Source organism: Pseudomonas sp. UBA6276, assembly GCF_002438365.1.
GTDB classification, from domain to species: domain Bacteria; phylum Pseudomonadota; class Gammaproteobacteria; order Pseudomonadales; family Pseudomonadaceae; genus Aquipseudomonas; species Aquipseudomonas coleopterorum.
In genome coordinates this window covers 21,700-43,291 of sequence record NZ_DJUS01000109.1, presented here as the reverse complement: position 1 = coordinate 43,291, position 21,592 = coordinate 21,700, and the positions used below count along the sequence as shown (strand labels likewise).

General features: G+C 61.2%; 20 protein-coding genes. 14 read left to right on the top strand and 6 right to left on the bottom strand.

The annotated features are described in order from the left end of the window. The first annotated feature begins 52 nt into the window (after positions 1–52). The 7 genes from B2V21_RS12915 (at position 53) to B2V21_RS12885 (ending at position 7,855) form a co-directional block, all read left to right on the top strand. Complete coding sequence (locus B2V21_RS12915; RefSeq protein WP_049859427.1) at positions 53–2,053, top strand: polysaccharide biosynthesis protein; 2,001 nt, start codon at positions 53–55, stop codon at positions 2,051–2,053. Positions 2,054–2,302: 249 nt separating this feature from the next. Next, the gene (locus B2V21_RS12910) at positions 2,303–3,211 is read left to right on the top strand and encodes a glycosyltransferase family 2 protein (protein ID WP_049859428.1); all 909 of its coding nucleotides are present in this window, start codon (positions 2,303–2,305) and stop codon (positions 3,209–3,211) included. Positions 3,212–3,216: 5 nt separating this feature from the next. Further along, a complete protein-coding gene (locus B2V21_RS12905) occupies positions 3,217–4,695 on the top strand; it encodes an ArnT family glycosyltransferase (protein ID WP_286917076.1) in 1,479 nt (492 codons plus the stop codon). Positions 4,696–4,762: 67 nt separating this feature from the next. Beyond that, entirely contained in the window at positions 4,763–5,740 is a 978-nt protein-coding gene (locus tag B2V21_RS12900) for a glycosyltransferase (RefSeq protein WP_286917037.1), read from the top strand. A gap of 11 nt (positions 5,741–5,751) precedes the next feature. Beyond that, positions 5,752–6,426: a hypothetical protein gene (locus tag B2V21_RS12895; protein ID WP_286917075.1), complete on the top strand. Its 675-nt coding sequence runs from the start codon at positions 5,752–5,754 to the stop codon at positions 6,424–6,426. A gap of 33 nt (positions 6,427–6,459) precedes the next feature. Continuing rightward, positions 6,460–7,269: a hypothetical protein gene (locus B2V21_RS12890; RefSeq protein WP_286917036.1), complete on the top strand. Its 810-nt coding sequence runs from the start codon at positions 6,460–6,462 to the stop codon at positions 7,267–7,269. A 265-nt stretch (positions 7,270–7,534) separates the two neighbouring features. Then, the gene (locus B2V21_RS12885) at positions 7,535–7,855 is read left to right on the top strand and encodes a ComEA family DNA-binding protein (RefSeq protein ID WP_376787054.1); all 321 of its coding nucleotides are present in this window, start codon (positions 7,535–7,537) and stop codon (positions 7,853–7,855) included. Between the two features lie 26 nt (positions 7,856–7,881). Here the strand turns inward: B2V21_RS12885 and B2V21_RS12880 are convergent, their stop codons facing one another. Continuing rightward, entirely contained in the window at positions 7,882–9,162 is a 1,281-nt protein-coding gene (locus B2V21_RS12880; protein WP_286917035.1) for a glycosyltransferase, read from the bottom strand. A gap of 448 nt (positions 9,163–9,610) precedes the next feature. On the opposite strand from B2V21_RS12880, the gene B2V21_RS12875 reads away from it, so the two are divergent. The 7 genes from B2V21_RS12875 (at position 9,611) to B2V21_RS12845 (ending at position 17,133) form a co-directional block, all read left to right on the top strand. Further along, the gene (locus B2V21_RS12875) at positions 9,611–10,072 is read left to right on the top strand and encodes a hypothetical protein (protein ID WP_056842849.1); all 462 of its coding nucleotides are present in this window, start codon (positions 9,611–9,613) and stop codon (positions 10,070–10,072) included. A 94-nt stretch (positions 10,073–10,166) separates the two neighbouring features. Further along, positions 10,167–11,462 (top strand): MFS transporter, encoded by a 1,296-nt coding sequence (locus B2V21_RS12870; protein ID WP_286917034.1) that lies wholly within the window; start codon positions 10,167–10,169, stop codon positions 11,460–11,462. Between the two features lie 405 nt (positions 11,463–11,867). Continuing rightward, the gene (locus B2V21_RS12865) at positions 11,868–12,866 is read left to right on the top strand and encodes a 2-dehydro-3-deoxygalactonokinase (RefSeq protein ID WP_286917033.1); all 999 of its coding nucleotides are present in this window, start codon (positions 11,868–11,870) and stop codon (positions 12,864–12,866) included. A gap of 1 nt (position 12,867) precedes the next feature. Next, positions 12,868–13,491 (top strand): 2-dehydro-3-deoxy-6-phosphogalactonate aldolase, encoded by a 624-nt coding sequence (locus tag B2V21_RS12860; protein ID WP_286917032.1) that lies wholly within the window; start codon positions 12,868–12,870, stop codon positions 13,489–13,491. A gap of 173 nt (positions 13,492–13,664) precedes the next feature. Beyond that, positions 13,665–14,813: a galactonate dehydratase gene (gene dgoD / locus B2V21_RS12855; protein WP_286917031.1), complete on the top strand. Its 1,149-nt coding sequence runs from the start codon at positions 13,665–13,667 to the stop codon at positions 14,811–14,813. Positions 14,814–14,972: 159 nt separating this feature from the next. Then, positions 14,973–16,283: an MFS transporter gene (locus B2V21_RS12850; protein ID WP_286917030.1), complete on the top strand. Its 1,311-nt coding sequence runs from the start codon at positions 14,973–14,975 to the stop codon at positions 16,281–16,283. 58 nt (positions 16,284–16,341) lie between these two features. Then, entirely contained in the window at positions 16,342–17,133 is a 792-nt protein-coding gene (locus B2V21_RS12845; protein ID WP_286917029.1) for an IclR family transcriptional regulator, read from the top strand. Between the two features lie 75 nt (positions 17,134–17,208). Here B2V21_RS12845 and B2V21_RS12840 read toward each other — a convergent pair whose 3' ends face one another. The 5 genes from B2V21_RS12840 to efeO (B2V21_RS12820) form a co-directional block, all read right to left on the bottom strand. After that, a complete protein-coding gene (locus B2V21_RS12840; protein WP_286917028.1) occupies positions 17,209–17,697 on the bottom strand; it encodes an REP-associated tyrosine transposase in 489 nt (162 codons plus the stop codon). A gap of 60 nt (positions 17,698–17,757) precedes the next feature. Beyond that, on the bottom strand, positions 17,758–17,928 hold the full coding sequence (locus B2V21_RS12835) for a hypothetical protein (RefSeq protein ID WP_286917027.1): 171 nt from the start codon (positions 17,926–17,928) through the stop codon (positions 17,758–17,760). An 88-nt stretch (positions 17,929–18,016) separates the two neighbouring features. Then, positions 18,017–18,844, bottom strand: a complete 828-nt coding sequence (gene efeO, locus B2V21_RS12830; protein WP_286917026.1) for an iron uptake system protein EfeO — start codon at positions 18,842–18,844, stop codon at positions 18,017–18,019. Between the two features lie 27 nt (positions 18,845–18,871). Next, positions 18,872–20,185 carry an iron uptake transporter deferrochelatase/peroxidase subunit gene (gene efeB, locus B2V21_RS12825; protein ID WP_286917025.1) on the bottom strand — a complete coding sequence of 438 codons (1,314 nt, stop codon included), beginning with the start codon at positions 20,183–20,185 and terminating at the stop codon, positions 18,872–18,874. 206 nt (positions 20,186–20,391) lie between these two features. After that, complete coding sequence (gene efeO / locus B2V21_RS12820; protein WP_286917024.1) at positions 20,392–21,585, bottom strand: iron uptake system protein EfeO; 1,194 nt, start codon at positions 21,583–21,585, stop codon at positions 20,392–20,394. Between the last annotated feature and the right edge of the window lie 7 nt (positions 21,586–21,592).

Genomic DNA, 21,592 nt, shown 5'->3' with positions numbered 1-21,592 from the left:
GTAGTTGCTGCAACCGACCGTCAGGGTCAGGGGCCAATTGGGTCGAATGTCGATGGATAAGTTACGTACACGCTTGCTGGGTTTGCCACGTCGCCAGAAGCGCATGCTGCAGGTGGTCACGGACATTGTGCTGGTCTGGGTCGCGCTGTGGATGGCATTCCTGGTGCGCCTGGGCGTCGAGGACATGTACAACCCGATTCGGGCGCACGATTGGCTGTTCATGGCCGCGCCGCTGGTGGCGATACCGCTGTTCATTCGTTTCGGGATGTATCGAGCGGTGATGCGCTACTTTGGCAACGATGCATTGGTGGCCATCGTCAAGGCGGTCAGCCTCTCGTCGTTGATCCTGGCTTTGGTGGTGTACTGGTATAGCAACCATCAGACCGTGGTCCCGCGTTCGATCATCTTCAACTACTGGTGGATCAGCCTGGTCATCATCGGCGGCCTGCGCCTGGCGATGCGTCAGTACTTCATGGGCGACTGGTTCAACGCGGTGCACAACGTGCCGTTCGCCGGGCGTGACGATCGCTTGACCAAGGTGGCGGTGTACGGTGCAGGTGTGGCGGGCAATCAACTGGTCGCCGCGCTGCGCATGGGCCGGGTAATGCGTCCGGTGGCGTTCATCGATGATGACCCCAGCATTTCCGACCGGGTGATCGCCGGTCTTCAGGTGTTCAAGCCCAAGCATATCCAACGCATGATCGACATGACCGGCGCCGAAGAACTGCTGCTGGCGCTGCCGTCGACCTCGCGTTCGCGTCGGCGCCAGATTCTCAGTTTTCTCGAAGGCTTTCCCCTGCATGTGCGCAGCGTGCCCAACTTCACGGCGCTGGCCAGCGGCGAGGTCAAGGTCGACGACATTCAGGAAGTGGACATCGCGGACCTGCTAGGGCGCGATTCGGTGCCTGCCCAGGATGACCTGCTGGAGCACTGCATTGCCGGCAAGTCGGTGTTGGTGACCGGGGCAGGGGGGTCGATCGGCTCCGAGCTGTGCCGACAGATTCTGGGCCTGGAGCCGGCGCTGCTGATTCTGCTGGACCATGGCGAATTCAATCTCTACACCATCAGCGGCGAGCTGGAGCAGCGTGCGACTCGCGAAGGGCTGAACGTACAGATGCTGCCGACCCTGGGCACCGTGCGTGACCAGGCCAAGCTGCTCGAAGTGATGACCACCTGGAAGGTGGACACGGTGTACCACGCGGCCGCCTACAAGCATGTGCCGATGGTTGAGCACAACATCGCCGAGGGCGTGCGCAACAACGTACTGGGCACGCTGAACTGTGCCCAGGCAGCGCTGCAGGCCGGAGTGGCCAATTTCGTATTGATCTCCACCGACAAGGCCGTGCGCCCGACCAATGTGATGGGCAGCACCAAGCGCCTGGCGGAGATGACCCTGCAGGCGCTCAGCCGCGAAGTGGCACCGGTGCTGTTCGGCGACCCGGCCAATGTGGCGCGGGTCAACAAGACGCGCTTCACCATGGTGCGTTTCGGCAACGTGCTCGGGTCCTCAGGCTCGGTAATCCCGCTGTTTCACAAGCAGATCAAGTCCGGTGGCCCGGTGACGGTGACCCACCCGAATATCACTCGCTATTTCATGACCATTCCAGAAGCCGCGCAATTGGTGATCCAGGCCGGTTCCATGGGGCGCGGGGGCGAGGTGTTCGTGCTGGACATGGGCGAGCCGGTGAAGATCATCGACCTGGCACAGAAGATGATTCACCTGTCGGGCTTGAGTATCCGTTCCGAACAGAATCCGCAGGGCGACATCGGCATCGAGTTCACCGGGTTGCGGCCGGGAGAGAAGTTGTACGAGGAGCTGCTGATCGGCAACAACGTGGTTGCCACCCGACACCCGATGATCATGAGTGCCCATGAGGATCATTTGTCGTGGGAGGGGCTCAAGGGTGAACTGGCCGCGTTGCTGCGCGCACTCGACGACACCGATTTCGACCGGGTTCGCGAGATCCTGCAGGAAGCGGTGAGCGGGTACGCGCCAGAAGGCGAGATCGTCGATTGGCTGCACCTGCAGCAGCACCGTGGTGGCAGCGATTGACCTGCCGCGCCGGCCTTTCCGATGCCGACAACCGCTCCTGCGCAGCCATCAGCGACGAGCGGTAGGTTTGGGTTATACTCGGTTTTTTAAGTTCCTAGGGCCCTCCGTCTGCACCGCGGCGCCTAGATTGATAGAGGTTATGTCCTTGGTTTCGACCCTCTTCGGCATGTGCTGCGCCTCAAGGCTCGAGCGCCGATGCGACCTAGGTTGCCACGATCTGGGTAAACCATTGCAGGCGATGGCTCCCGCATGACGCCACCTACGACATTGATCAGCGTCGTCGTGCCCACCTACAACTACGGTCGATACCTACATCGCGTCCTGGACTCGATTCTCGATCAGTGGGCGGATGATCTGGAACTGATCATCGTGGACGATGGCTCTACCGATGACACCGCCAGGATCGTGGACGGCTACTTGCCACGTTTTGCATCCATACACTATCTCTACCAACCGAACGCCGGTGCGGCAGCGGCTCGCAACCATGGCATCCGCGTGGCAAAAGGTCGTTTCATCCTGCCAGTGGATGCCGATGACGAACTGATTCCAGGTGCAATCGCGGTGCTGCGCGCGATGGTGAAAGCCACTCCTGGCACCGACGTGATCATCGGTGCCCACGTGTCAGTCCATCCGGACGGCCGCGAACGCACTCGGCTTCCCGCCCCGGTGCCCGACATGAGTGCCAAGGCCAAGATCTGTCGGTATCTGCTGCAAAAGCGTATTTCATTTGCGCCCAGCAGCATCCTGATCACCCGCGAACTCCTGATCAAGCGACCCTACGCGGAGCAACTGCGCTCTGGCGAGGACATTCCCGTGTTCGCGTATCTGTTGGTGACTGCGCAGAAGATCATGATCACGGACCAGGTGATCGCCCGCATCCACAAACACCCTGACAGCTTGCGCAACGACCGACGGGATGAAGAGTCGTTGGCATTGGCAATGACTACGGAAGTGTTTTCAACGCTACCGGCAGAATGCCAGCCGCTGCGCCGACGTTACCAGGCGCAGCGCTACCTTTCTCTGTTTCGCGCAGCACTGCGCCAGAAGGAACGCTCCAAAGCGCTCCATTACTACCGACGAGCCCTGTACCTCAGTGGCCCGCAGGCGTTGCGTTGGGTCTACCTGCGCAAGGCCATCAATTTGTTCTTCAAGGATTAGCCTGCATGTGGTCAGCGGTTTCAGCGGCGAGACATAACTCACCGTCTTCGGTATTCAACAAGCTTTCGCCTTTGTGGTTGACCTTCATCGGCAGTCTGGTGTTGTCGCTCATAGCGATGGCAGGCACCGACATCCTGGCGCGTGATGCTGCGTTTTACATGGACATTGCTTACCAGGCGAGTCTCCACGGTTCAAGTATTGCGCTGGAGATGTTCAATTGGCCCTGGTTTGCGCTGCTGATCGCGGGCACGCATTCGGTGACCGGCCTGCCGCTGGAGTGGTGCGCCCACCTGTATTGCGCGCTGTTCATGGCCGGCACCTGTACGCTGCTGGTCGACTGTATCCGCCAGCGTGTGCCAGAGGCGACCTGGTGGGCGTGCCTTGTCGTGCTCGCCATGCCGGCGATCAACCAGTTTCGCTGGGACATCATCCGCGAGGATGGCTTTTGGTTCTTCTGTACGCTGGCGCTGTGGCTCACGCTGCGCTGGGAAACCTGTGGTGGCTGGTTGCGCGCCTCGGCTATCTACCTGGCCGTCGCTGCCGCCGTGCTGTTCCGGCTCGAAGCTTTGACGCTTCTGGTTGCATTGGGTGTGTGGCAATTACCAAATCTGTTCATCAGCGGGCGGCGCCGGCAATTCCTGGAGTTTTTCTGCCTGCCGCTGGTGCTGCTCGTTCCGGTACTGGCCGTGTTGGCGGTGTATGTAGACTGGCAGTCCAGTCGTATCGAACTCATGATGGCGTTGATCAGCCCGCAATCGATATTGACCAATTTCAATACACTGGCCCATCAGTTCGGTAGTTCACTGATCAACAAATACTCTGTCGATGAAGCCGGTCGCATCGTCTTTTTCGGCCTGCTGGCTTCGCTTCTGATCAAGACAGTCAGCATGATGGGACCGTTTGCCCTGCCGTTTCTGTGGCCGCGGTCCTGGAGCCTTTGGCAGCTGTACTGGAAGTCTTTCCGTCCTTTTGCCTACGTGGCGGCGGCCTATCTGGTCGTCATGATGCTGTTCTTCATCCATTCGCAGTTCATGATCGGCCGTTATCTGAGCTTCCTCGATGTACTGCTCCTGCCACTGCTCGCGGTTGCGCTGGCACGCCTGGCCCAGGCGTATCCGAAACTGGGCAAGGCAATGCTGGTGCTGGGCGTACTGATGATGCTGGCGAACGTCATCTCCCTGGGCGGCAAGAAAACCAACTTCGTCGCCGCTGGCCAATGGGTTGCGCAGCACATCGAAGAGCAGACGCCGGTGTTCTATGAAGATGGGCGTATCTCCTACTACGCCGGGCGCGGGTATCCGCAGCCGACTCTGCCTCGCGAAACCGCGATCGCTCCTGGCAGTCTCGAGCGTCACCAGTACTTCGTTTTCGAAGCCGCTGAAAGCGAGCCCTGGTTGCAGGCGTGGATGGCCGAACATCACATGAAGGTTCTGGCCAGCTTCCCCCAGCGAAAAGGCAAGACCGTGACGGTGGTTGGACGCTGATGTCACATCCACTTGGATCACTGCGCAGGCAGGTGGCGTCGATGCATTCGTGTACTGAGGTAGAGGTATGAAAGTCTTGCTGTTGGTGATGGACGAGCAGCGTGTGCTGCTTGACCGCCTGTACGACATCATTCGCCAGCATTGTGATGACTGCGTGATCATGCGGCTCACCAAGGCGCAGCAGATGAACCTGGGGCCGTTTCTTGCGTCGGTGAACCACCAGGACTTCGACCGCGTGGTGGTGTTCTCCCGCGTCAAGCGTCTAGCGCCTCAATGGCGAGTCCTGAAGTGTGTGCCCGGACTGATATTCCTGGAGCATGACGCCTATCAGAACTACATGCCCAACAGCAAATACCGCCACATGTATTCCCGTCTGTACACCCGCCTGCCTGCTTGCCGGGCTTTGGTCTCCGGTGCGGTGGTCGCGCAGCGCATGCAGGCCGAAGGTATAGACGCACTGTTCATTTCCAAGGGCTATGACGACGCCATGCTGCACAACCTGGGCAGAGCGCGTGACATTCCCCTGGGCTTTCTGGGCAGCCTGAAAAGCAAGGAATATGCGCAACGCCGCGCCATCCTCGAGTCCCTGGCCAGCAAGACGGGGATGCTGATCGCCAAGACCGCATCGGGCGAGGAGTACCTGCAGACACTCAACCGCATCAAGGTATTCGTCAGTGCCGATATCGGTATGGGCGAGTTCATGATCAAGAACTTCGAAGCGCTGGCCTGTGGTTGCGTACTGTTGGCCTGGAGTCAGGGCGAAGAGGACCGTCTGCTGGGGTTCGAGGACATGCACAACGTGGTGTTCTACCGTTCAGAGGCCGAGGCATTGGAAAAAATTGCCTTGCTTGAGAGCGACCCGGTGCTGGCGGCGAGGATTGCTGCAAATGGCCAGGCATTCGCCCGCGACAACTACAGCTTCGCGCGGGTGGGACGGGATCTGGCAGCGGCGATCCAGGCGCCGATGCGTCGCTGGCAAGCGCCCGGGCCGCTGACGCAGTGGTGGGTGAAGATGCGTTTCGGGCTGAAGGTACCGAGCCAGTGAACCACGGCGATATGGACCTGGCCGCTTTGCCTGGGGGGGATCAGGATATCCTCGGTGCGTTCGACAAAGGTTTGCTCGACTGTCTGCGCAGTGCCGAGCGGGTGGTGCTGGTGGCCAATAATCCTGCCATTGGCCAGGCCGACGTCGACGCACTGTCGCTCGGCCCCCGAGATGCAGTGGTCAGTTTCAATACCTGCCTGAAGTGGCCGCTGCTCAGCAGTCTGAGCGCAAATATCTTCATCCATGGCTACAATGCGCCTGACCAGTATTTCTTCGGTCTGCCTTATGGGCCTGGAGTGCAGGCGTTGTGGCAAGCTCCCGAGGCTCGCTGCTTTACGATACTGGTGGGTGTTGCCCATCCCATGTCACCCGTCAAAGGCGTCTCGCTGTTTCGCGAACGCATTCCGTTGCCTGCGCTGTGGAATTATCCCAGTGCCCACGCCAACGGCAAACGATTCGTCGGCCCGTCGACGGGGTTCAATGCGCTGGTACTGTTCGACTGGCTGCGCCGTGACCAGGGCATGGACTTCCGTCTGCTGACCCTCGGCTACTCCAATGATGGCGGCAAGCTCTGGAGCGGGCATGCCTGGGACTACGAGCGGGCCTGGCTGGCCAACGCCGACGTTGTAACCCTGGCTCTGCAGCGCCAGCCAAGCTGGTGGCAGCGCTTGTTCAAACGCCGATAAAAAGTGTACCCACACCCGTTCAGGAAAGATCACGTGTTGAAAGTGGCCGTCGCGTTCTTTGGCATCCCCAGAAATTCTGCAATATGCTTCCCGTCGATCCAGAAGCAGGTGCTTGCACAGATCCCACAAGGGGCGAACGTGCAGTGCTTTTATCATCTGTACCAGACCGACACCGTTTCGAACCGACGCTCGGGAGAGGATGGTGCCCTGATCGCTGCCAATTATGATCCGTTCCTGACCATGACCGGAGCGCTCGAACGAGACACCGGTGTGCTGGAGCGGTGGGAGTTCGAACGGATCAAGGCACTGGGCGATACCTGGGGGGATGAGCACGCCTCGGTCCGCAACCTGCTGCTGCAACTGCACTCCTTGCATAGCGTTACTGCAAGGGTAGAAGCGTTCGATCCGGACTTCGTCATCTTTGTTCGGCCTGACCTCAAGTATCACGATCCTCTGCCCAGCTATGTATTCGATCAGCCTGACGCGCGCCATTTGAATGCCTACATCCCCAACTGGCAATGGTGGGGCGGCTTGAATGATCGATTCGCGATTTGCGGGCGTGACGTTTACCGGGCCTACGGTCGCCGAATCGAACGCATTTTCGAGTTTTCCAAGGCCACGGGTCGCAAGTTGCACTCCGAACGTCTACTCAAGTTCGCTCTTCAGCAAGCCGATGCCAAGATCTGCTTGCTGGCGACCACTGCATCACGTGTCCGCATTAACGGAGACTATGCCGAGGAAGATTTCACTGGCAAGCATGGTATGGGTAAGCGCGAAAACCGTTACCTGCACCCCATTGCTTACTGGCGCACCTGGTTCGACGCCCGGCGCCGCTCATCCTAGGCTCTGTGTGAAACGCCTTGATACTTGTCTCAAGACTTTTCACACAGACCCTAGCCTGAACTTGCAACGCGGCTACCCGGTTGGTGTAACGGCGCACATCTGCTAACACTTGCCAAGGTGGGCGGCAGCGCTCGGATCTTCAGGATGTCCCGCCCTGCGACATATTTCCTGACAGCACGCGAGTGGAATGTTTGGCTTCATTGGCTAGTGTGTGCGAGCGGCTTTGGAATGCCGCTTACCTCACGTGAATCATGGAGCGTACACAGTGCACAGAAGGTTTTTTTCCTGTTTGCTAGTTGTCATGTTGGCACATTGCGCAGTGCTGGTTCAGGCGGCGCCTGTTTCCAGGGCTGAAGCGTCGACGCTTGCTGCCAGTCAGCGCTCGCTGCCAAACAGAGTCAACTTGAATACTGCCGATGCCGAGACGTTCAAGCGTGAACTCTCAGGGATAGGGCGAACAAAGGCAGAAGCCATTGTGAGGCACCGCGAAACTTACGGGCCTTTCGATTCCGTAGATGAGCTGCTGGAAGTGAAAGGCATAGGCAAAGCCTTGTTTGATCGCAATCGCGAGAAACTTGCGCTTTGAGCCTGAGCCAACCTATGACCAGGCCCTCAACGAGAGCTGATGAGGTAGAGCTTGGACTTGTCGGGGATAACCGCCTCGACGATATCCGCCGCTCGCTCGGTGCCCCCCATCACGTGGATGGCATCGGCCAGGGTTTCAAGCTCCGGCCATTGGCTCTCCAGTAAATGACGCAGATGCTCCGCCAGTTCCCGGCTGCTGCTGTGCTGGCTGGCATGCACGCCGGAACCGCTGTAGGCCACGCGCGCCGCAACACCTGGCTGGTCGGCTGCGATGGGCAAGGCCAATATGGGGGTTTCCGCCACGACGGCCTCGAGCACGATATCGAGGTCGCCGTGGGTCACCAGTACGTCGGCGTACTGCAACAACATCGCTTGGTCGGCAAAGTCCGTAACCCAGGTGGCACCATGCCGCAACAGTTGGTCGCTTTGGCGATGGGTGAGCCCGCCGCAATGCATCACCAGCAACTGCGCATCGAGCAGCTTGCAGGCCTGGGCGATGCGTTTGAACAGACCGAGCCGATTGCCATGCTGGCGGCCGAGGGTTGCAAAGACGAACGGCCGGGTATTGTCCAGGGTGTAGGGCAGGTGATTCATTTCATCCGAGACTCGGCGCAACGGACCGACTTCGTGGAACCAGGGCGGCAGGTTGGGCCGAGGGAAATCGAACTCCAGCACCGTCTGGCTGATCTGCGCCAGCGGCGACAGGCACTGATGCAGGCTTTCGCGGACTGGCAGGCCAAGCGCCGCGGACTGGCGCGCAATGACCTGGCGCAGAGGTTTCATCACCCAGTCGTGACGCCGTTCGGCCCGGGCATAACGCTTGAGCGCATCGTCACCACGCTCGTAGGAATAGGGAAAGACGGCCAACGGCACTGTGGCGTCTTCGCGATTTACCGGCAGGGAACAGGCGATGGAAACGAACGGCAGGCCAAGGGATTCGGCGACTAGCCCTCCGGCTGCTTCCATTTGATCGCAGAGCAGGGCATCGATGCGATCTTCGCGTAGAGCCGCAGGCAGTTCTTCGCACAGCATCTGTGTCACTTGAGCCATGTCTGCATAGTTGCGTCGCCGGCCGAGCAGGGTATCGAAGTACGGCGCGAATACCCGGCTCTCGGAATGCTTCCCCGCGGGAACGCGTTTGTGGCCGACGGCGTGGAATTTTATTCGGTCGAAACGCAGAAGGCTTCGGGCGTCGGATCGATGAAAGAACGTCACGCTGTGACCGCGTTCGATCAGCTCCATGGCCAAGTGTTCGAGCGGCTGGAAATGGCTGGGTAGGGGTGGAGCGATGATGGCAAAGCGAATCATTGCCGACTCCCACAGGGTCCGGTGATCAAAATACGTCAACTCCTGTATCAACGGCAATCTGGGCGAGCCGGGTACCGATGTAGTGATCTTTCGCGGTGGGAAGATTTTAAGCTATGAGCGTGGGTCTGTGACGCTCGTTCCATGTGGACGTTGCATTTTTACGCTGGAACTGTGCTGATCGTCGGAAAATTACCTGACATACGTCTCGTAATACATAAAAAAAGCTTTTAAAACATCGGGTTGCAATGGATCTCAAAGGTCGTTTGTAAATTATCGTCAAATGCTCGACGTTTTTCATTCCGAACGGGTGATTGGGAGAGTAAGCTTGCCGGCGGGCCACCCCTCGAGGGTGATATTCATAGGAAAACGCGAGTTGCGTTGCACTCGCCGTAGTGGCTTGGCGCGACGGGTAAGGGACCGTCCCGCGCCCGTGCCTGGGAAGTGGATGATGGCTGACAAGACATTGCGCATTCTGATTGCCGACGAGCTAGGGCAGCAAGCGGTGCAGATCGAGCGAACGCTCAACAATCTGGGCTATTTCAGGGTCGTACCCGTGCGTTCTCTCGACGAATTGCTGACCATGGTGCAAAGCGCCTATGAGCCATTCGATCTGTTGATTGCCAACACCGACATGGCGGTGCGCTCAGGTGTTGATCTGCCACGGTTCTGCAAGAACACCGAGTTGGTCCGCCATGCGTTGCTGTATGAAAGCCAGAAGCAGATCGAAACGGAACTGACCGATGCCAGCGGCGAGCCGTTGCGTACCAGCGTCAGGCAGTTGCCTGATCTTGAAGCTCTGCGAACGTTCATGGCCATTGTCGAATCGCCCAAGGCCCCGTTGGAGCACCGCGTACGGGTAATCGGGGACGGTATTCGCACGCGTAAATCCTTGAGCGCCCCTCCGCTGTAGCCGTTCGCGCCTGCCACGTCCGACGCTTTTTGTTATCCTGCGCGCCTTTGACAGGCGCGAGGATACGCGTCGTCGGTCACCTGCGGATTTGCCCATGCCTGCCGATAGCTCAGCCCAGCCACTGCTGCTTAACCGCAGCGACCACAAGACCCTCGGTCTGGCGGCCCTTGGTGGCGCGCTGGAAATCTACGATTTCATTATTTTCGTTTTCTTCGCGCTGACCCTGAGTCAGTTGTTCTTTCCCCCACAGATGCCGGAATGGCTGCGCTTGCTGCAGAGCTTCGGTATTTTCGTGACCGGTTACCTGGCCCGTCCGTTGGGCGGCATTCTGATGGCGCATTTTGCCGACCGGCTAGGGCGCAAGCGGGTGTTCAGCCTGAGCATCCTGATGATGGCGGTGCCGTGCCTGCTGATCGGGGTGATGCCGACCTATGCTCAGATCGGCTACTTTGCGCCGCTGCTGCTGCTTGCCTTGCGCATCCTGCAGGGCGCAGCCGTAGGAGGGGAGGTACCGAGTGCCTGGGTGTTCGTCGCTGAACACGTGCCGCTGCGCAGACGCGGTTATGCGCTGGGGTTTCTTCAGGCCGGATTGACCTTCGGCTACCTGTTGGGGGCGCTGACCGCCACCGTGCTGGCGAGGGTGTACACCCCACAGGAGATTCTCGATTGGGCCTGGCGTCTGCCGTTCCTGCTCGGCGGCGTATTCGGCGTGGTAGGGGTGTGGCTGCGTCGCTTGCTGAGTGAAACGCCGGTATTTCTGGCCATGCGCGCGCGCAGCGAGCAAGTTAGCGAGTTTTCCTTGCGCACCGTTCTGCGCGAGCATCGTGCATCGTTGATTCCGGCGGTATTGCTGACGTGCGTGCTGACCTCGGCTGTGGTCGTGCTGGTGGTGATCACGCCGACGGTGATGCAGCAGCGTTTCGGCCTCGATGCCCGGCATACCTTTGCGTTGAGCAGCCTGGGCATCGTGTTTCTGAACATCGGCTGCGTGCTGGCGGGCCTGCTGGTCGATCGCATTGGCGCCTGGCGTGCGCTGGTTCTTTACAGCGTGTTGCTGCCGCTGGGCATTACTGCGCTGTACGCCAGTCTGATCGCCGGCGTCGGCAGCCTGGCGATGGCTTATGCGCTGGCAGGCCTGGGGTGCGGGGTGGTGGGTGTGGTGCCGTCGCTGATGGTCGGCCTGTTTCCGGCAAAAGTTCGCGTGTCGGGTATCTCGTTCACCTACAACATCGCTTATGCACTGTGGGCGAGCACCACACCGTTGTTGCTGATAGCTCTGATGCCTTGGAGCCCCTGGGTGTGCGTAGGCTACTGCGTGGTGATGGGCGCAGTTGGCATTGGCACCGCATGGGTCTTCGGCAGACGCCGCCCCTTGCAGGCGTACGCCTGACTCCAAACGAACCGGCCTTCTCCAGGCCGGTTTTTTTATGGCCGATTTAAGGCAGCAGACCTGTTGAAGCAGAACTGGTAAGGCAGATCTGTGAGAAGCAAAGCTGTGGGAGCAGAACTTTGGCAACAGAACTGTAAGAAGCAGAACTGTGGGAGCGGGCTCTGCCCGCGAATGGAGCCCCGCGTTCTGCCAGTTACACCTCAGTGAATTCTTCGCGGGCAGAGCCCGCTCCCACAGGGATCTGGCAGGTAGGGCGCGGTGAATTCTTCGCGGGCAGAGCCCGCTCCCACAGGGGCATCCCTATATATGGGATTGATAATTATATATTGAGATTTCTGTTCGAATAGATTTATAGTCGGCCATCACACACCGCCATTCACTACCAAAAACAAACAAGGTGAAGCGATGCAGCCGCAACTCGTTGCACTCGATTGGGGGACCAGTTCCCTGCGAGCCTATCTGCTCGGCCCTGAGGGCCATGTACTCGACCAGCGCTCGCTGGATCGCGGCATCATGCAGCTATCCACCATCCCCCGAACCATCTGCGGTGAATCCACCCGCGATGGTTTCGAACTGACCTTCGACGAAGCCTGTGGCGACTGGCTCGACGCCTACCCCGACGTTGCCGTGATCGCCTGCGGCATGGTCGGCAGCGCCCAGGGCTGGCGTGAAGTCCCCTATTGCGCCAGCCCTGCCCAGGCCGTCGACGTGGCCGCTGGCATGGAATGGGTACGCACCTTGCGCGGCATCCATGTGCACCTTGTGCCGGGCGTCCTGCAACGCTCGGCGCTGCCCAACGTGATGCGCGGCGAGGAAACCCAGATCTTCGGTCTGTTGCAGTCGCTGCCCCCGGCCGAGCGTGACCAGACCCTGCTGGTCGGTCTCCCCGGCAGCCACTCGAAGTGGGCGAGGGTGGTCGAGCAGCGCATCGAACATTTCGACACCTTCATGACCGGCGAGCTGTTCGCCGCTGCCAGTGCCCACACCATTCTCGGCCGCACGCAAAAGCGCAGTGCGTCGTTCGACAGCGTGGCCTTCGAGCGCGGCGTTGCTGTGGCGATGTCGGCCGAGGGCAGCATCGGCGTGCTGTCGACCATGTTCAGCGCGCGCAGCCTCGGCTTGACCGGCCAGTTGGCCAGCAGCGAGCAGGCTGACTACCTGTCCGGCCTGATGATCGGGCACGAGCTGCGGGCGCTGGCGGAAATGCTGCGCCAGCGCAGTGGCCAGACGGCGCTGCCGGCGGTGGTCCTGATCGGTAATGGGGCCTTGTGCCAGCGTTACAGCCAAGCCCTGGCCCTTTGCGGTTTTTCCAGCGTCAGCCAGGCCGAACAGGCCACCGAACGCGGTCTCTGGAGCCTGGCGCTGGCCGCCGGGCTCGTCGCTCAACAGCTCCAAGAGGTTTGACATGCTCAAGCAAGCAATGGCCCAGAACGGGCTGATCGCCATTTTGCGTGGCCTGCGCCCCGAGGAATCGGTGGCCATCGGTGAAGTGCTGTATGACGCCGGGTTTCGCATCATCGAGGTGCCGCTCAATTCCCCTCAGCCTTTCGACAGCATTCGGCTGTTGCGCAACAGCCTGCCCGCCGACTGCCTGATCGGCGCCGGAACAGTGCTGTCGGCCGAACAGGTGCAGCAGGTGAAAGCCGCAGGCGGGCAGTTGATCGTCATGCCCCACAGTGACCCTGTGGTGCTCAAGGCGGCCAAGGAGGCCGACCTGTATCTGGCGCCGGGCGTGGTGACGCCAACCGAAGCCTTCGCCGCCCTCGCTGCGGGCGCCGATGTGTTGAAACTGTTCCCGGCCGAGTCGTTGACACCTGCGGTGGTCAAGGCGTTGTTGGCGGTGCTGCCCAAGGGCACGGCGCTGGTGCCGGTAGGCGGGATCAGCCCGGACAACATGCAGCCGTTTCTCGACGCGGGCGTGGCGGGCTTCGGCCTGGGCTCGGGCCTGTTCAAGCCGGGCATGACGGTGCAGCAGGTGGCGGATAACGCCAAGGCGTATGTGCAGGCGTGGCAGTCGCTGAAAGGTTGACACGCTGCGCGCCCCTGTAGGAGCGGTCATCGGCCGCGAAGAGGGCACAGCGCAGTGACTGATCCACCACGCCGCTCGGTTCGCGGCCAAAGACCGCTCCTACGCAATTGGTACGGGCGGCAACGGTAAAATTTCCAGGCGCTTGAGCGTCCATCGAACAAGAGAGACAACCGATGAAAATCACCAAACTCACTACATTCATTGTTCCGCCGCGCTGGTGCTTCCTGAAAGTCGAAACCGACGAAGGCGTGGTCGGCTGGGGCGAACCGGTGGTGGAAGGCCGCGCGCATACCGTGGCTGCCGCGGTCGACGAATTGTCGGACTACCTGATCGGCAAGGACCCACGCAACATTGAAGACATCTGGACAGTGCTGTACCGCGGCGGCTTCTACCGCGGTGGTGCAATCCACATGAGTGCGCTGGCCGGTATCGATCAGGCGCTGTGGGACATCAAGGGCAAGGCCCTGGGTGTTTCGGTCAGCGACCTGCTGGGCGGTCAGGTGCGTGATCGGATCCGTGTGTACTCGTGGATCGGCGGGGATCGGCCGGCCGATACGGCGCGGGCGGCCAGCGAAGCGGTCGCGCGTGGCTTCACGGCGGTGAAGATGAACGGCACCGAAGAGCTGCAGTTTCTCGACACCTTCGACAAGGTCGATCGCGCCCTGGCCAGTGTGGCGGCCGTGCGTGATGCGGTCGGGCCGAACGTGGGCATCGGCGTCGATTTTCATGGCCGGGTGCACAAGCCCATGGCCAAGGTGCTGATGAAGGAACTGGATCAGTTCAAGCTGATGTTCATCGAAGAGCCGGTACTGAGCGAGAACTATGAAGCGCTCAAGGAACTGGCGCCGCTGACCAGCACGCCGATCGCGTTGGGTGAGCGTCTGTATTCGCGCTGGGATTTCAAGCGGATCCTCAGTGAAGGCTATGTCGACATCATCCAGCCCGATGCGTCCCACGCCGGGGGGATCACCGAGACCCGCAAGATCGCCAACATGGCTGAAGCCTATGACGTGGCATTGGCGCTGCATTGCCCGCTGGGTCCGATCGCGCTGGCGGCTTGCCTGCAGCTGGATGCGGTTTGCTACAACGCGTTCATTCAAGAGCAGAGCCTGGGCATTCACTACAACGAAAGCAACGATCTGCTCGATTACGTTGCCCATCCCGAGGTGTTCGACTACGACAACGGGTTCGTGAAGATCCCTAATGGGCCGGGGCTGGGCATCGAGATCAACGAGGAGTACGTGTGGGAGCGGGCCGAAATCGGCCATCGCTGGCGCAACCCGATCTGGCGCCACGCCGATGGCAGCTTCGCCGAGTGGTGAGAAGACGCTGATATTGCGGCGCGGCCTTCGCGGGTAGAGCCCGCTCCCACACGGATATCGACACCTTTGTGAGAGCGGGGCAGGCGGTGAGCCGTCTGCCTGCGAAAGCGTCCGCCAGGGCGCCGCATCACCCTCTACAACTACAATAAGAGGCACCCCATGCACACGCAAACCGCAACCACCGCTCCGGCGCTGGCGACGCCCAGCCGCAAGCGTTTCTTCATCATGGTGCTGCTGTTCATCACCGTGGTCATCAACTACCTGGACCGCAGCAACCTGTCCATCGCCGCACCGGCGCTGACCAGCGATCTGGGTATCGATCCGGTTCACGTCGGCCTGATCTTCTCGGCCTTCGGCTGGACCTACGCGGCCATGCAGATCCCCGGTGGCTGGCTGGTGGACCGCGTGCCGCCGCGCATTCTCTACAGTGTGGCCCTGGCCCTGTGGTCCATCGCCACGGTCATGCTCGGTTTCGCCGGCAGCTTCATCGCCCTGTTCGTACTACGCATGGCGGTGGGTGCGCTGGAAGCCCCGGCGTATCCCATCAACAGCCGCGTGGTGACGACCTGGTTCCCTGAGCGCGAACGCGCCACCGCCATCGGTTTCTACACGTCGGGCCAGTTTGTCGGCCTGGCCTTCCTGACCCCGGTGCTGGCCTGGCTGCAACACGAATTCGGTTGGCACATGGTGTTCGTCAGTACCGGTCTGGTGGGTATCGTGTGGGCGGTGATCTGGTACGCCGTGTACCGCGAGCCGCGTGATTTCAAAGGCGCCAACGCTGCCGAAATCCAGCTCATCAGCGACGGCGGCGGCCTGGTCGACATGCAGAAATCGGCACGTCAGGCCAAGACCGGTTTCAGCTGGACCGACCTGGGTATCGTGCTGAGCAAGCGCAAGCTCTGGGGCATCTACCTGGGGCAGTATTGCCTGAACTCGACCCTGTGGTTCTTCCTGACTTGGTTCCCGACCTATCTGGTCAAATACCGCGGGATGGACTTCATCAAGTCGGGCATGCTCGCCTCGCTGCCGTTCCTGGCGGCCTTCGTCGGCGTGTTGTGTTCCGGGTTCTTTTCCGACTGGCTGATCCGTCGCGGCGCGAGCATCGGATTGGCGCGCAAGTTGCCGATCATCGGTGGACTGCTGATCTCGACCTGCATCATCGGCGCCAACTATGTGGATTCCACAGCCTTGGTGATCGCTTGCCTGGCGCTGGCATTTTTCGGCAACGGGTTGGCCTCGATCACCTGGTCCCTGGTCTCGACCTTGGCGCCAGCGCGTTTGCTGGGCCTTACGGGTGGGGTGTTCAACTTCATCGGCAACCTGTCGGCAATCACCACGCCGATCGCCATCGGTTTCCTGGCGACCGGCGACTCGTTCGCGCCAGCGATCACTTACATCGCGGTCACGGCGTTGGTTGGGGCGTTGTCTTATATCCTGCTGGTGGGCAAGGTCGAGCGGATCGAGCTTTGACCGCTTTGCAAGCAGGCGAACATAATGCGCCTGCTTTTTCTCGACGCGAAGGTTGACCATGCAGGACGACATGCCCCCCGCCGTACCGACCGGCACACAGACCTTGCTGCGCGGTCTGGCGGTGATCCAGGCCGTGGCTGGCGGCGCCCGCGATCTCAAGGAGATCGCGCGGCGCATCGGCACCACCCGCAGCACCACCCACAGACTGGCCAGTTGCCTGGTGGACGAGCGCTACCTGCGGGTGTTGCCTCAGGTGGGGTATCTGTTGGGCCCGCGCCTGATCGAGCTGGGTTTCCAGGCGCGGGAGGAGGTGCCGCTGGTGATGCTGGCGACCCCTTGGCTCGATGAGCTGTCGGCCCTGACCGGCGACACCATTCACCTGGCGATTCGCGACGGCGATGAGGTGCTGTACCTGCACAAGACCCCGGGGCGCAATGGCCCGGAGATGCGTTCGCGGGTCGGGCATCGCATGCCGCTGGCGCGCACCGGTATCGGCAAGGCATTGATGCTCGATGCCAGCGAAGCCGAATGGCAGCGGTTGTTCGAGCAGGGAGAGGCGGTGGCGGCGAAGTCGGCGCTATGGCCCGACCATCCGCAATTGACCTGGTCGCAGTTTCAGGCCCGCATGCTAGCGTACGTTGCGGGTCGCTATGCGTTCGATCTGGAAGACAACGAACCCTCGATCCGCTGTGTCGCCGCCCCAATCCGCGACGCCAGCGGACAGATCGTGGCTGCAATCAGTGTCGCCAGTACGGTGCCCTACATGCCGCTGGAAAAGATGCAGTCCTTGGTCCCTACCGTCCAAAAAGCCGCCCAGGCCGTCTGCGCCGAGCTGGGCGCCCGGACGTAAAGGCAACGCACTCTTTCTGACCCACCGCAGCGTTCCCTTCGCGGCCACGGACCGCTCCTACAGGTTACGGACCGCTCATAGGGGCGGGGAGCTGGGTGGTTGATGGTTGTGTAACCAGACCGCATCCCAAAGCGGATAATCCCCGACTCTTTTCACCAAGCCAGCGCGTACCGGGTTGGCCACAATGTACCTGGCACTGGCAAGTAGATCCTCCTCCTTGCGCAGTGCTCGGTCGTGGACACCGGCCTGCCATAATTGACCGGTCCTTGCGCTCCGTTCGTTGACTGCCTTGCTCGACCGCGATTTGACCTGGCGCATCAGGCTTTCCAGCGATGCATCCTCAAGTTGCATCAGCCAGTGAAGATGATCAGGCATCACCACCCAAGCCAGCGATTGGGCCTGGTTCCAGTGCTGGGCATTCATCATCTCTTTGACTACACAGCGACCTGATACAAAATCCCGGAATACGGGCGTGCGATGTTTAACTACAGCGGTCAAGAGATAGATGCCGCCGCGCTGCGAAAAGCGGCCCGTGCGTAACCTGCAATTTTTGTAGAGTGGCATGACGGCCTCCATGGCGGGAGGTTTGAATGTAGCGTGCAGTGATGAGTTGGGTAGGGCGTATTAGTGACGGTATATGTCGGTCACGGAGATCAAGGTGGCGGCCAAGCAGTTCAGTGTATACGGCTTGTAGGAGCGGTCCGTGGCCGCGAAAGGATCGCCACGGTCGGTCAGGAAGAGCGCGTTGGTCTTTTCGCGGCCGATGACCGCTCCTACGGTGTTTTTGATGTGCACCGGTATGACCTTCGCGGGCAGAGCCGTTCCCACAAAAAGGCCCCTGGCAGGAGGGGCCTCATGAGAACATGCGGGAAACAGCGGGCGGTCAGTTCAGGCCGAGTTTGCCGCGCAGGGTGGAGAGGTCTTCGGCGAGGGTGTTGACTGGGCCGATCAGGGCTTTGCGGTCGTTGTCCTTGACCTTGTCGTAGGTTTCGAAGCCGCCGTCCTTGGTCTTGTACTTGGCCAGGATCTTGTCCACGGTGGCGAAGTTCTTGTCGACTTTGGCGGCGAACGCCTTGTCCTGGCTTTCGATCTGCGGGCGGAACAGGTCGACGATCTTCTTCGCGCCGTCGATGTTGCCCTGGAAGTCATACAAGTCGGTGTGGCTGTAGCGATCTTCCTCGCCCGACACCTTGGTCGCCGCCACTTCTTCAAGCAGCGCGGCAGCACCGCCGACCACTTTTTCCGGAGGGAAGGTCAGCTCGGCAATGCGGGTTTGCAGGTCCTTCACATCCTTGAGCAGGCCATCGGCCAGGGCATCCAGACCCTTGGTGGTGTTTTCCGAGTACAGGCTGTATTCCAGGCGATGGAACCCGGTGAAATCTTCTGCCTTCACACCGGCTTCATGATCGTCGACCCGGGAGTCGATCGACGCATCCAGATCGCTGAACAGCTCGGCGATCGGCTCGATCGCTTCGTAGTGAACGCGGGTCGGTGCGTACAGCTTCTTGGCGGTGGCCAGGTCGCCCTTCTTGATCGCGTCGGTGAACTTGGCGGTTTCCTCGGCCAGTTGGTCGACCTTTTCGGTCACGTAGATCTTGTAGTCCGAAACCGGGCCCACCAGGTCCAGGGGCGACTGGGTCGCGGCGAAGGCCGAGAGCGGCGCGTTCAACAGGCCTAGGGTCAGCAGCAGAGCGAGTGGCGTCTTTGTCATGAGGGGTTCCCCGGTGGTCTCAAGTGGTCAAGCGTTGGTCGTGGTGGTTCTGGTCGCGTCGAGCAGGCTGCGGCCGATGAAGTCCTGGGCGCCGGTCACCCCCGGCAGGGTGAAGAAATAGCCGCCGCCGACGGGCTTGAGGTACTCCTCGAGCGGCTCGCCGTTGAGACGGGTCTGCACGGTGATGAAGCCTTTTTCCAGATCTGCCTGGTAGCAGATGAACAGCAGGCCCATGTCCAGCTGGCCGTTCTTGTTCACTCCGTTCGAGTAGTTGAACGGACGGCGCAGGATCAGGTTCTGCTGCGACGCAACCGTGCGCGGGTTGGCCAGGCGGATGTGTGCGTCCAGCTTGGTGATCTTGCCTTCGGGGTCCTTGGCGTAGTCCGGCACATCGCTTTCGAGTCGGCCATCCATAGGCGCGCCGGTGGTCTTCACCCGGCCGAAGATGTTTTCCTGCTCTTGCAGGGGAGTGCGGTCCCAGCGTTCGACGAAGTTGCGGATGATGCGCACCGCCTGATAGCTACCATGGGCGGCCCACGCAGGTTCGTCGCTGTCGGGCTGCACCCACACCAGCGCATTCATCAGCCGATTGTCGTTGGAATCCGGGTTGGCCGAGCCGTCACGAAAGCCGAGGAAATTGCGCGCGCTCTGCTCGGGTTCGCCCGGTTTGGCGGGCGCCTGCGGCGGCACGGTGCCTTCCTGCTTCCAGCGCACGAACAGCAGGTCGGGCAGGTTCTTGACGATGTCGCGCAGGGCGTGAATGTTGCTGTCCGGCGTGTTGGCACAGAACTGCAGGGTCAGGTCGCCGTGGCACTGATCGGCTTCCAATGCGTCGTTGGGGAAGCCGACCATGCGCGACAGGCGCTTGGGCTTGACGTCGGTGAGGCCGAAGCGCTCGTCGAACAGCGACTCGCCCACCGACACGGTGATGGTCAGGTTATCTGGCACCACCACCGGGCCGAGGATGCCCGAATCCAGAGGAGGCAGCTTGGGGTCGACCTGAGCGACGGGGCCGCCGGTCATCAGAAAGCGGATGCGCTCATCCAGGGTGCGGAACAGGCGCTCCAGGTCTGCGCGGTCGCTGGCCAGGACATCGAACGCGACCATCATGCCGGCGGCCGGTCGTGGCGTGACGATCCCGGCCTGGTGCTGGCCTTCGTAGTCATGGCGGTCCTGGGTCTTTTCACTTTTCGGTGCTTCGGTGACCTTGGCGGCGGGGGTCGCCATCGCCGGACAGCTGAGCCCCGCGCCGGCCAGTGCCGCGCCGGCAGCGCCCAGGCCCAGCAGCACGCGCCGACGCTGGGCGTCGACCGGTGAATTCGGGTTGTCGGTGTTGCTCATGATCGTTGACCTCGTATCTTTTCCATTCGCCGCACGTGTGGCGGCGGCGCGAGCCGCATCGGGCTTTACTGCGGCCAGCCAATAACACCGCGGAGGCCGCCAACGCGGCTCGCCATAGCCCCTGTAGCAGCGGCGCGAGCCGCGTCGGGCTTCACTGCAACCACTCCATCACACCGCAGAGGCCGCCAACGCGGCTCGCGCCGCTGCTACAGGGTGGAGAGGCCAAGGGCCGGATCGATGCCGTCGAGGGCATCGGCCAGGGCCTTGGCTTGCGCGGCAATCTGCTGGCGCTGTTCGGCGCTGACCGTTTCGTAGCTCTGGTAACCGTCACCGCTGCGCAGGCTCGCCAACTGCATGGCCAGCTCGTCGGCGGCGGCATCGATGCCCGGCAGCAACTCGGCGGCCGACTTGGCCAACAGCGGACGCAGCAGATCGATGACCTTGCGCGCACCTTCCAGGTTGGCGGCGAAGCCATTCAAATCGGTATGGCTGTAGCGCTCTTCCTCACCGTTGGTGCGAATGTCCGCCAGCCCACGCAGGTTGCGCGAGACGATGTTCACCAGTTGTTCGGGCGGTAGCGGTTGCGCCAGCAACTGGCGTTTCAACTCGGTGACATCGGTCGCCAGTTTCTTCGCCACCGGCGTCAGGCCATCCAAGGTGTTCTGCTTGAACAGGCCGTATTCCAGTCGATGAAAGCCGCCGAAGGCCGGGTCCTGCTCCCGCTTCTCGTAGTAGTCCGCGCGGGCGTTGATGGCATTGTCCAGCTCGGCCAGACGCTGAGCAGCGGGCGCGATGCGTTGATAGGCTGCGCGCGCCGGTGCATACAGATGGCGCGCCTGTGCCAGATCACCGGCAACAATGGCCTGGTTCAACGCATCCACGGCGCGGATCAGGCCGCTGCCCTGGGTCGCCAGGTACACCCGGTATTCCGACAGCGGTCCGACGAAGGCCACCATCGACGGCCGCGCTTTGGCGGCCGCATCGGACTCGGCGGTCGGCGTCACCTTCAACGTGCCACGAGGGTTGCTCAACAAGCCGCAGGTGATCTGATAGTCACCCGGCTGCAGGTTGGCGTTGATTACCTGGCTCAGGCCGGGCGCGATGTTCTCGCGCTCCTCGACCACCAGCACGCCGTCGAGGATTTCCCATTCCACGGCGCGCTCGGAACGGTTGACGATGCGAAAGCTGGTGCGTCCGGCAGGCACGGTCAGTGCAGCAGGTTCGCAGTTGTGCGGATGAATGTTCACCACGATTTCGTTCTGGGCACTGGCCTGACGTTTGTTCGAAGCGACTTGCGAGGCGTAGTAGAACAGGCCGCCGGCGGCGATCATCACGACCACCGATCCGGCGAGCGCCAGACGCATCAGGCGCGGTGGCGCGCCATTGACTGGATTGGACATGGAGGCC

What these genes read in the sequence shown, in the direction of transcription:
- B2V21_RS12840 (WP_286917028.1), bottom strand. Translation starts at nt 17,697, where the DNA reads ATGCCACTCTACAAAAATTGCAGGTTACGCACGGGCCGCTTTTCGCAG.
- B2V21_RS12860 (WP_286917032.1), top strand. Translation starts at nt 12,868, where the DNA reads ATGCTCAAGCAAGCAATGGCCCAGAACGGGCTGATCGCCATTTTGCGT.
- B2V21_RS12875 (WP_056842849.1), top strand. Translation starts at nt 9,611, where the DNA reads ATGGCTGACAAGACATTGCGCATTCTGATTGCCGACGAGCTAGGGCAG.
- efeB (WP_286917025.1), bottom strand. Translation starts at nt 20,185, where the DNA reads ATGAGCAACACCGACAACCCGAATTCACCGGTCGACGCCCAGCGTCGG.
- B2V21_RS12905 (WP_286917076.1), top strand. Translation starts at nt 3,217, where the DNA reads ATGTGGTCAGCGGTTTCAGCGGCGAGACATAACTCACCGTCTTCGGTA.
- B2V21_RS12880 (WP_286917035.1), bottom strand. Translation starts at nt 9,162, where the DNA reads ATGATTCGCTTTGCCATCATCGCTCCACCCCTACCCAGCCATTTCCAG.
- B2V21_RS12850 (WP_286917030.1), top strand. Translation starts at nt 14,973, where the DNA reads ATGCACACGCAAACCGCAACCACCGCTCCGGCGCTGGCGACGCCCAGC.
- B2V21_RS12910 (WP_049859428.1), top strand. Translation starts at nt 2,303, where the DNA reads ATGACGCCACCTACGACATTGATCAGCGTCGTCGTGCCCACCTACAAC.
- B2V21_RS12900 (WP_286917037.1), top strand. Translation starts at nt 4,763, where the DNA reads ATGAAAGTCTTGCTGTTGGTGATGGACGAGCAGCGTGTGCTGCTTGAC.
- efeO (WP_286917026.1), bottom strand. Translation starts at nt 18,844, where the DNA reads ATGACAAAGACGCCACTCGCTCTGCTGCTGACCCTAGGCCTGTTGAAC.
- efeO (WP_286917024.1), bottom strand. Translation starts at nt 21,585, where the DNA reads ATGTCCAATCCAGTCAATGGCGCGCCACCGCGCCTGATGCGTCTGGCG.
- B2V21_RS12895 (WP_286917075.1), top strand. Translation starts at nt 5,752, where the DNA reads ATGGACCTGGCCGCTTTGCCTGGGGGGGATCAGGATATCCTCGGTGCG.
- B2V21_RS12865 (WP_286917033.1), top strand. Translation starts at nt 11,868, where the DNA reads ATGCAGCCGCAACTCGTTGCACTCGATTGGGGGACCAGTTCCCTGCGA.
- B2V21_RS12915 (WP_049859427.1), top strand. Translation starts at nt 53, where the DNA reads ATGGATAAGTTACGTACACGCTTGCTGGGTTTGCCACGTCGCCAGAAG.
- B2V21_RS12845 (WP_286917029.1), top strand. Translation starts at nt 16,342, where the DNA reads ATGCAGGACGACATGCCCCCCGCCGTACCGACCGGCACACAGACCTTG.
- B2V21_RS12870 (WP_286917034.1), top strand. Translation starts at nt 10,167, where the DNA reads ATGCCTGCCGATAGCTCAGCCCAGCCACTGCTGCTTAACCGCAGCGAC.
- dgoD (WP_286917031.1), top strand. Translation starts at nt 13,665, where the DNA reads ATGAAAATCACCAAACTCACTACATTCATTGTTCCGCCGCGCTGGTGC.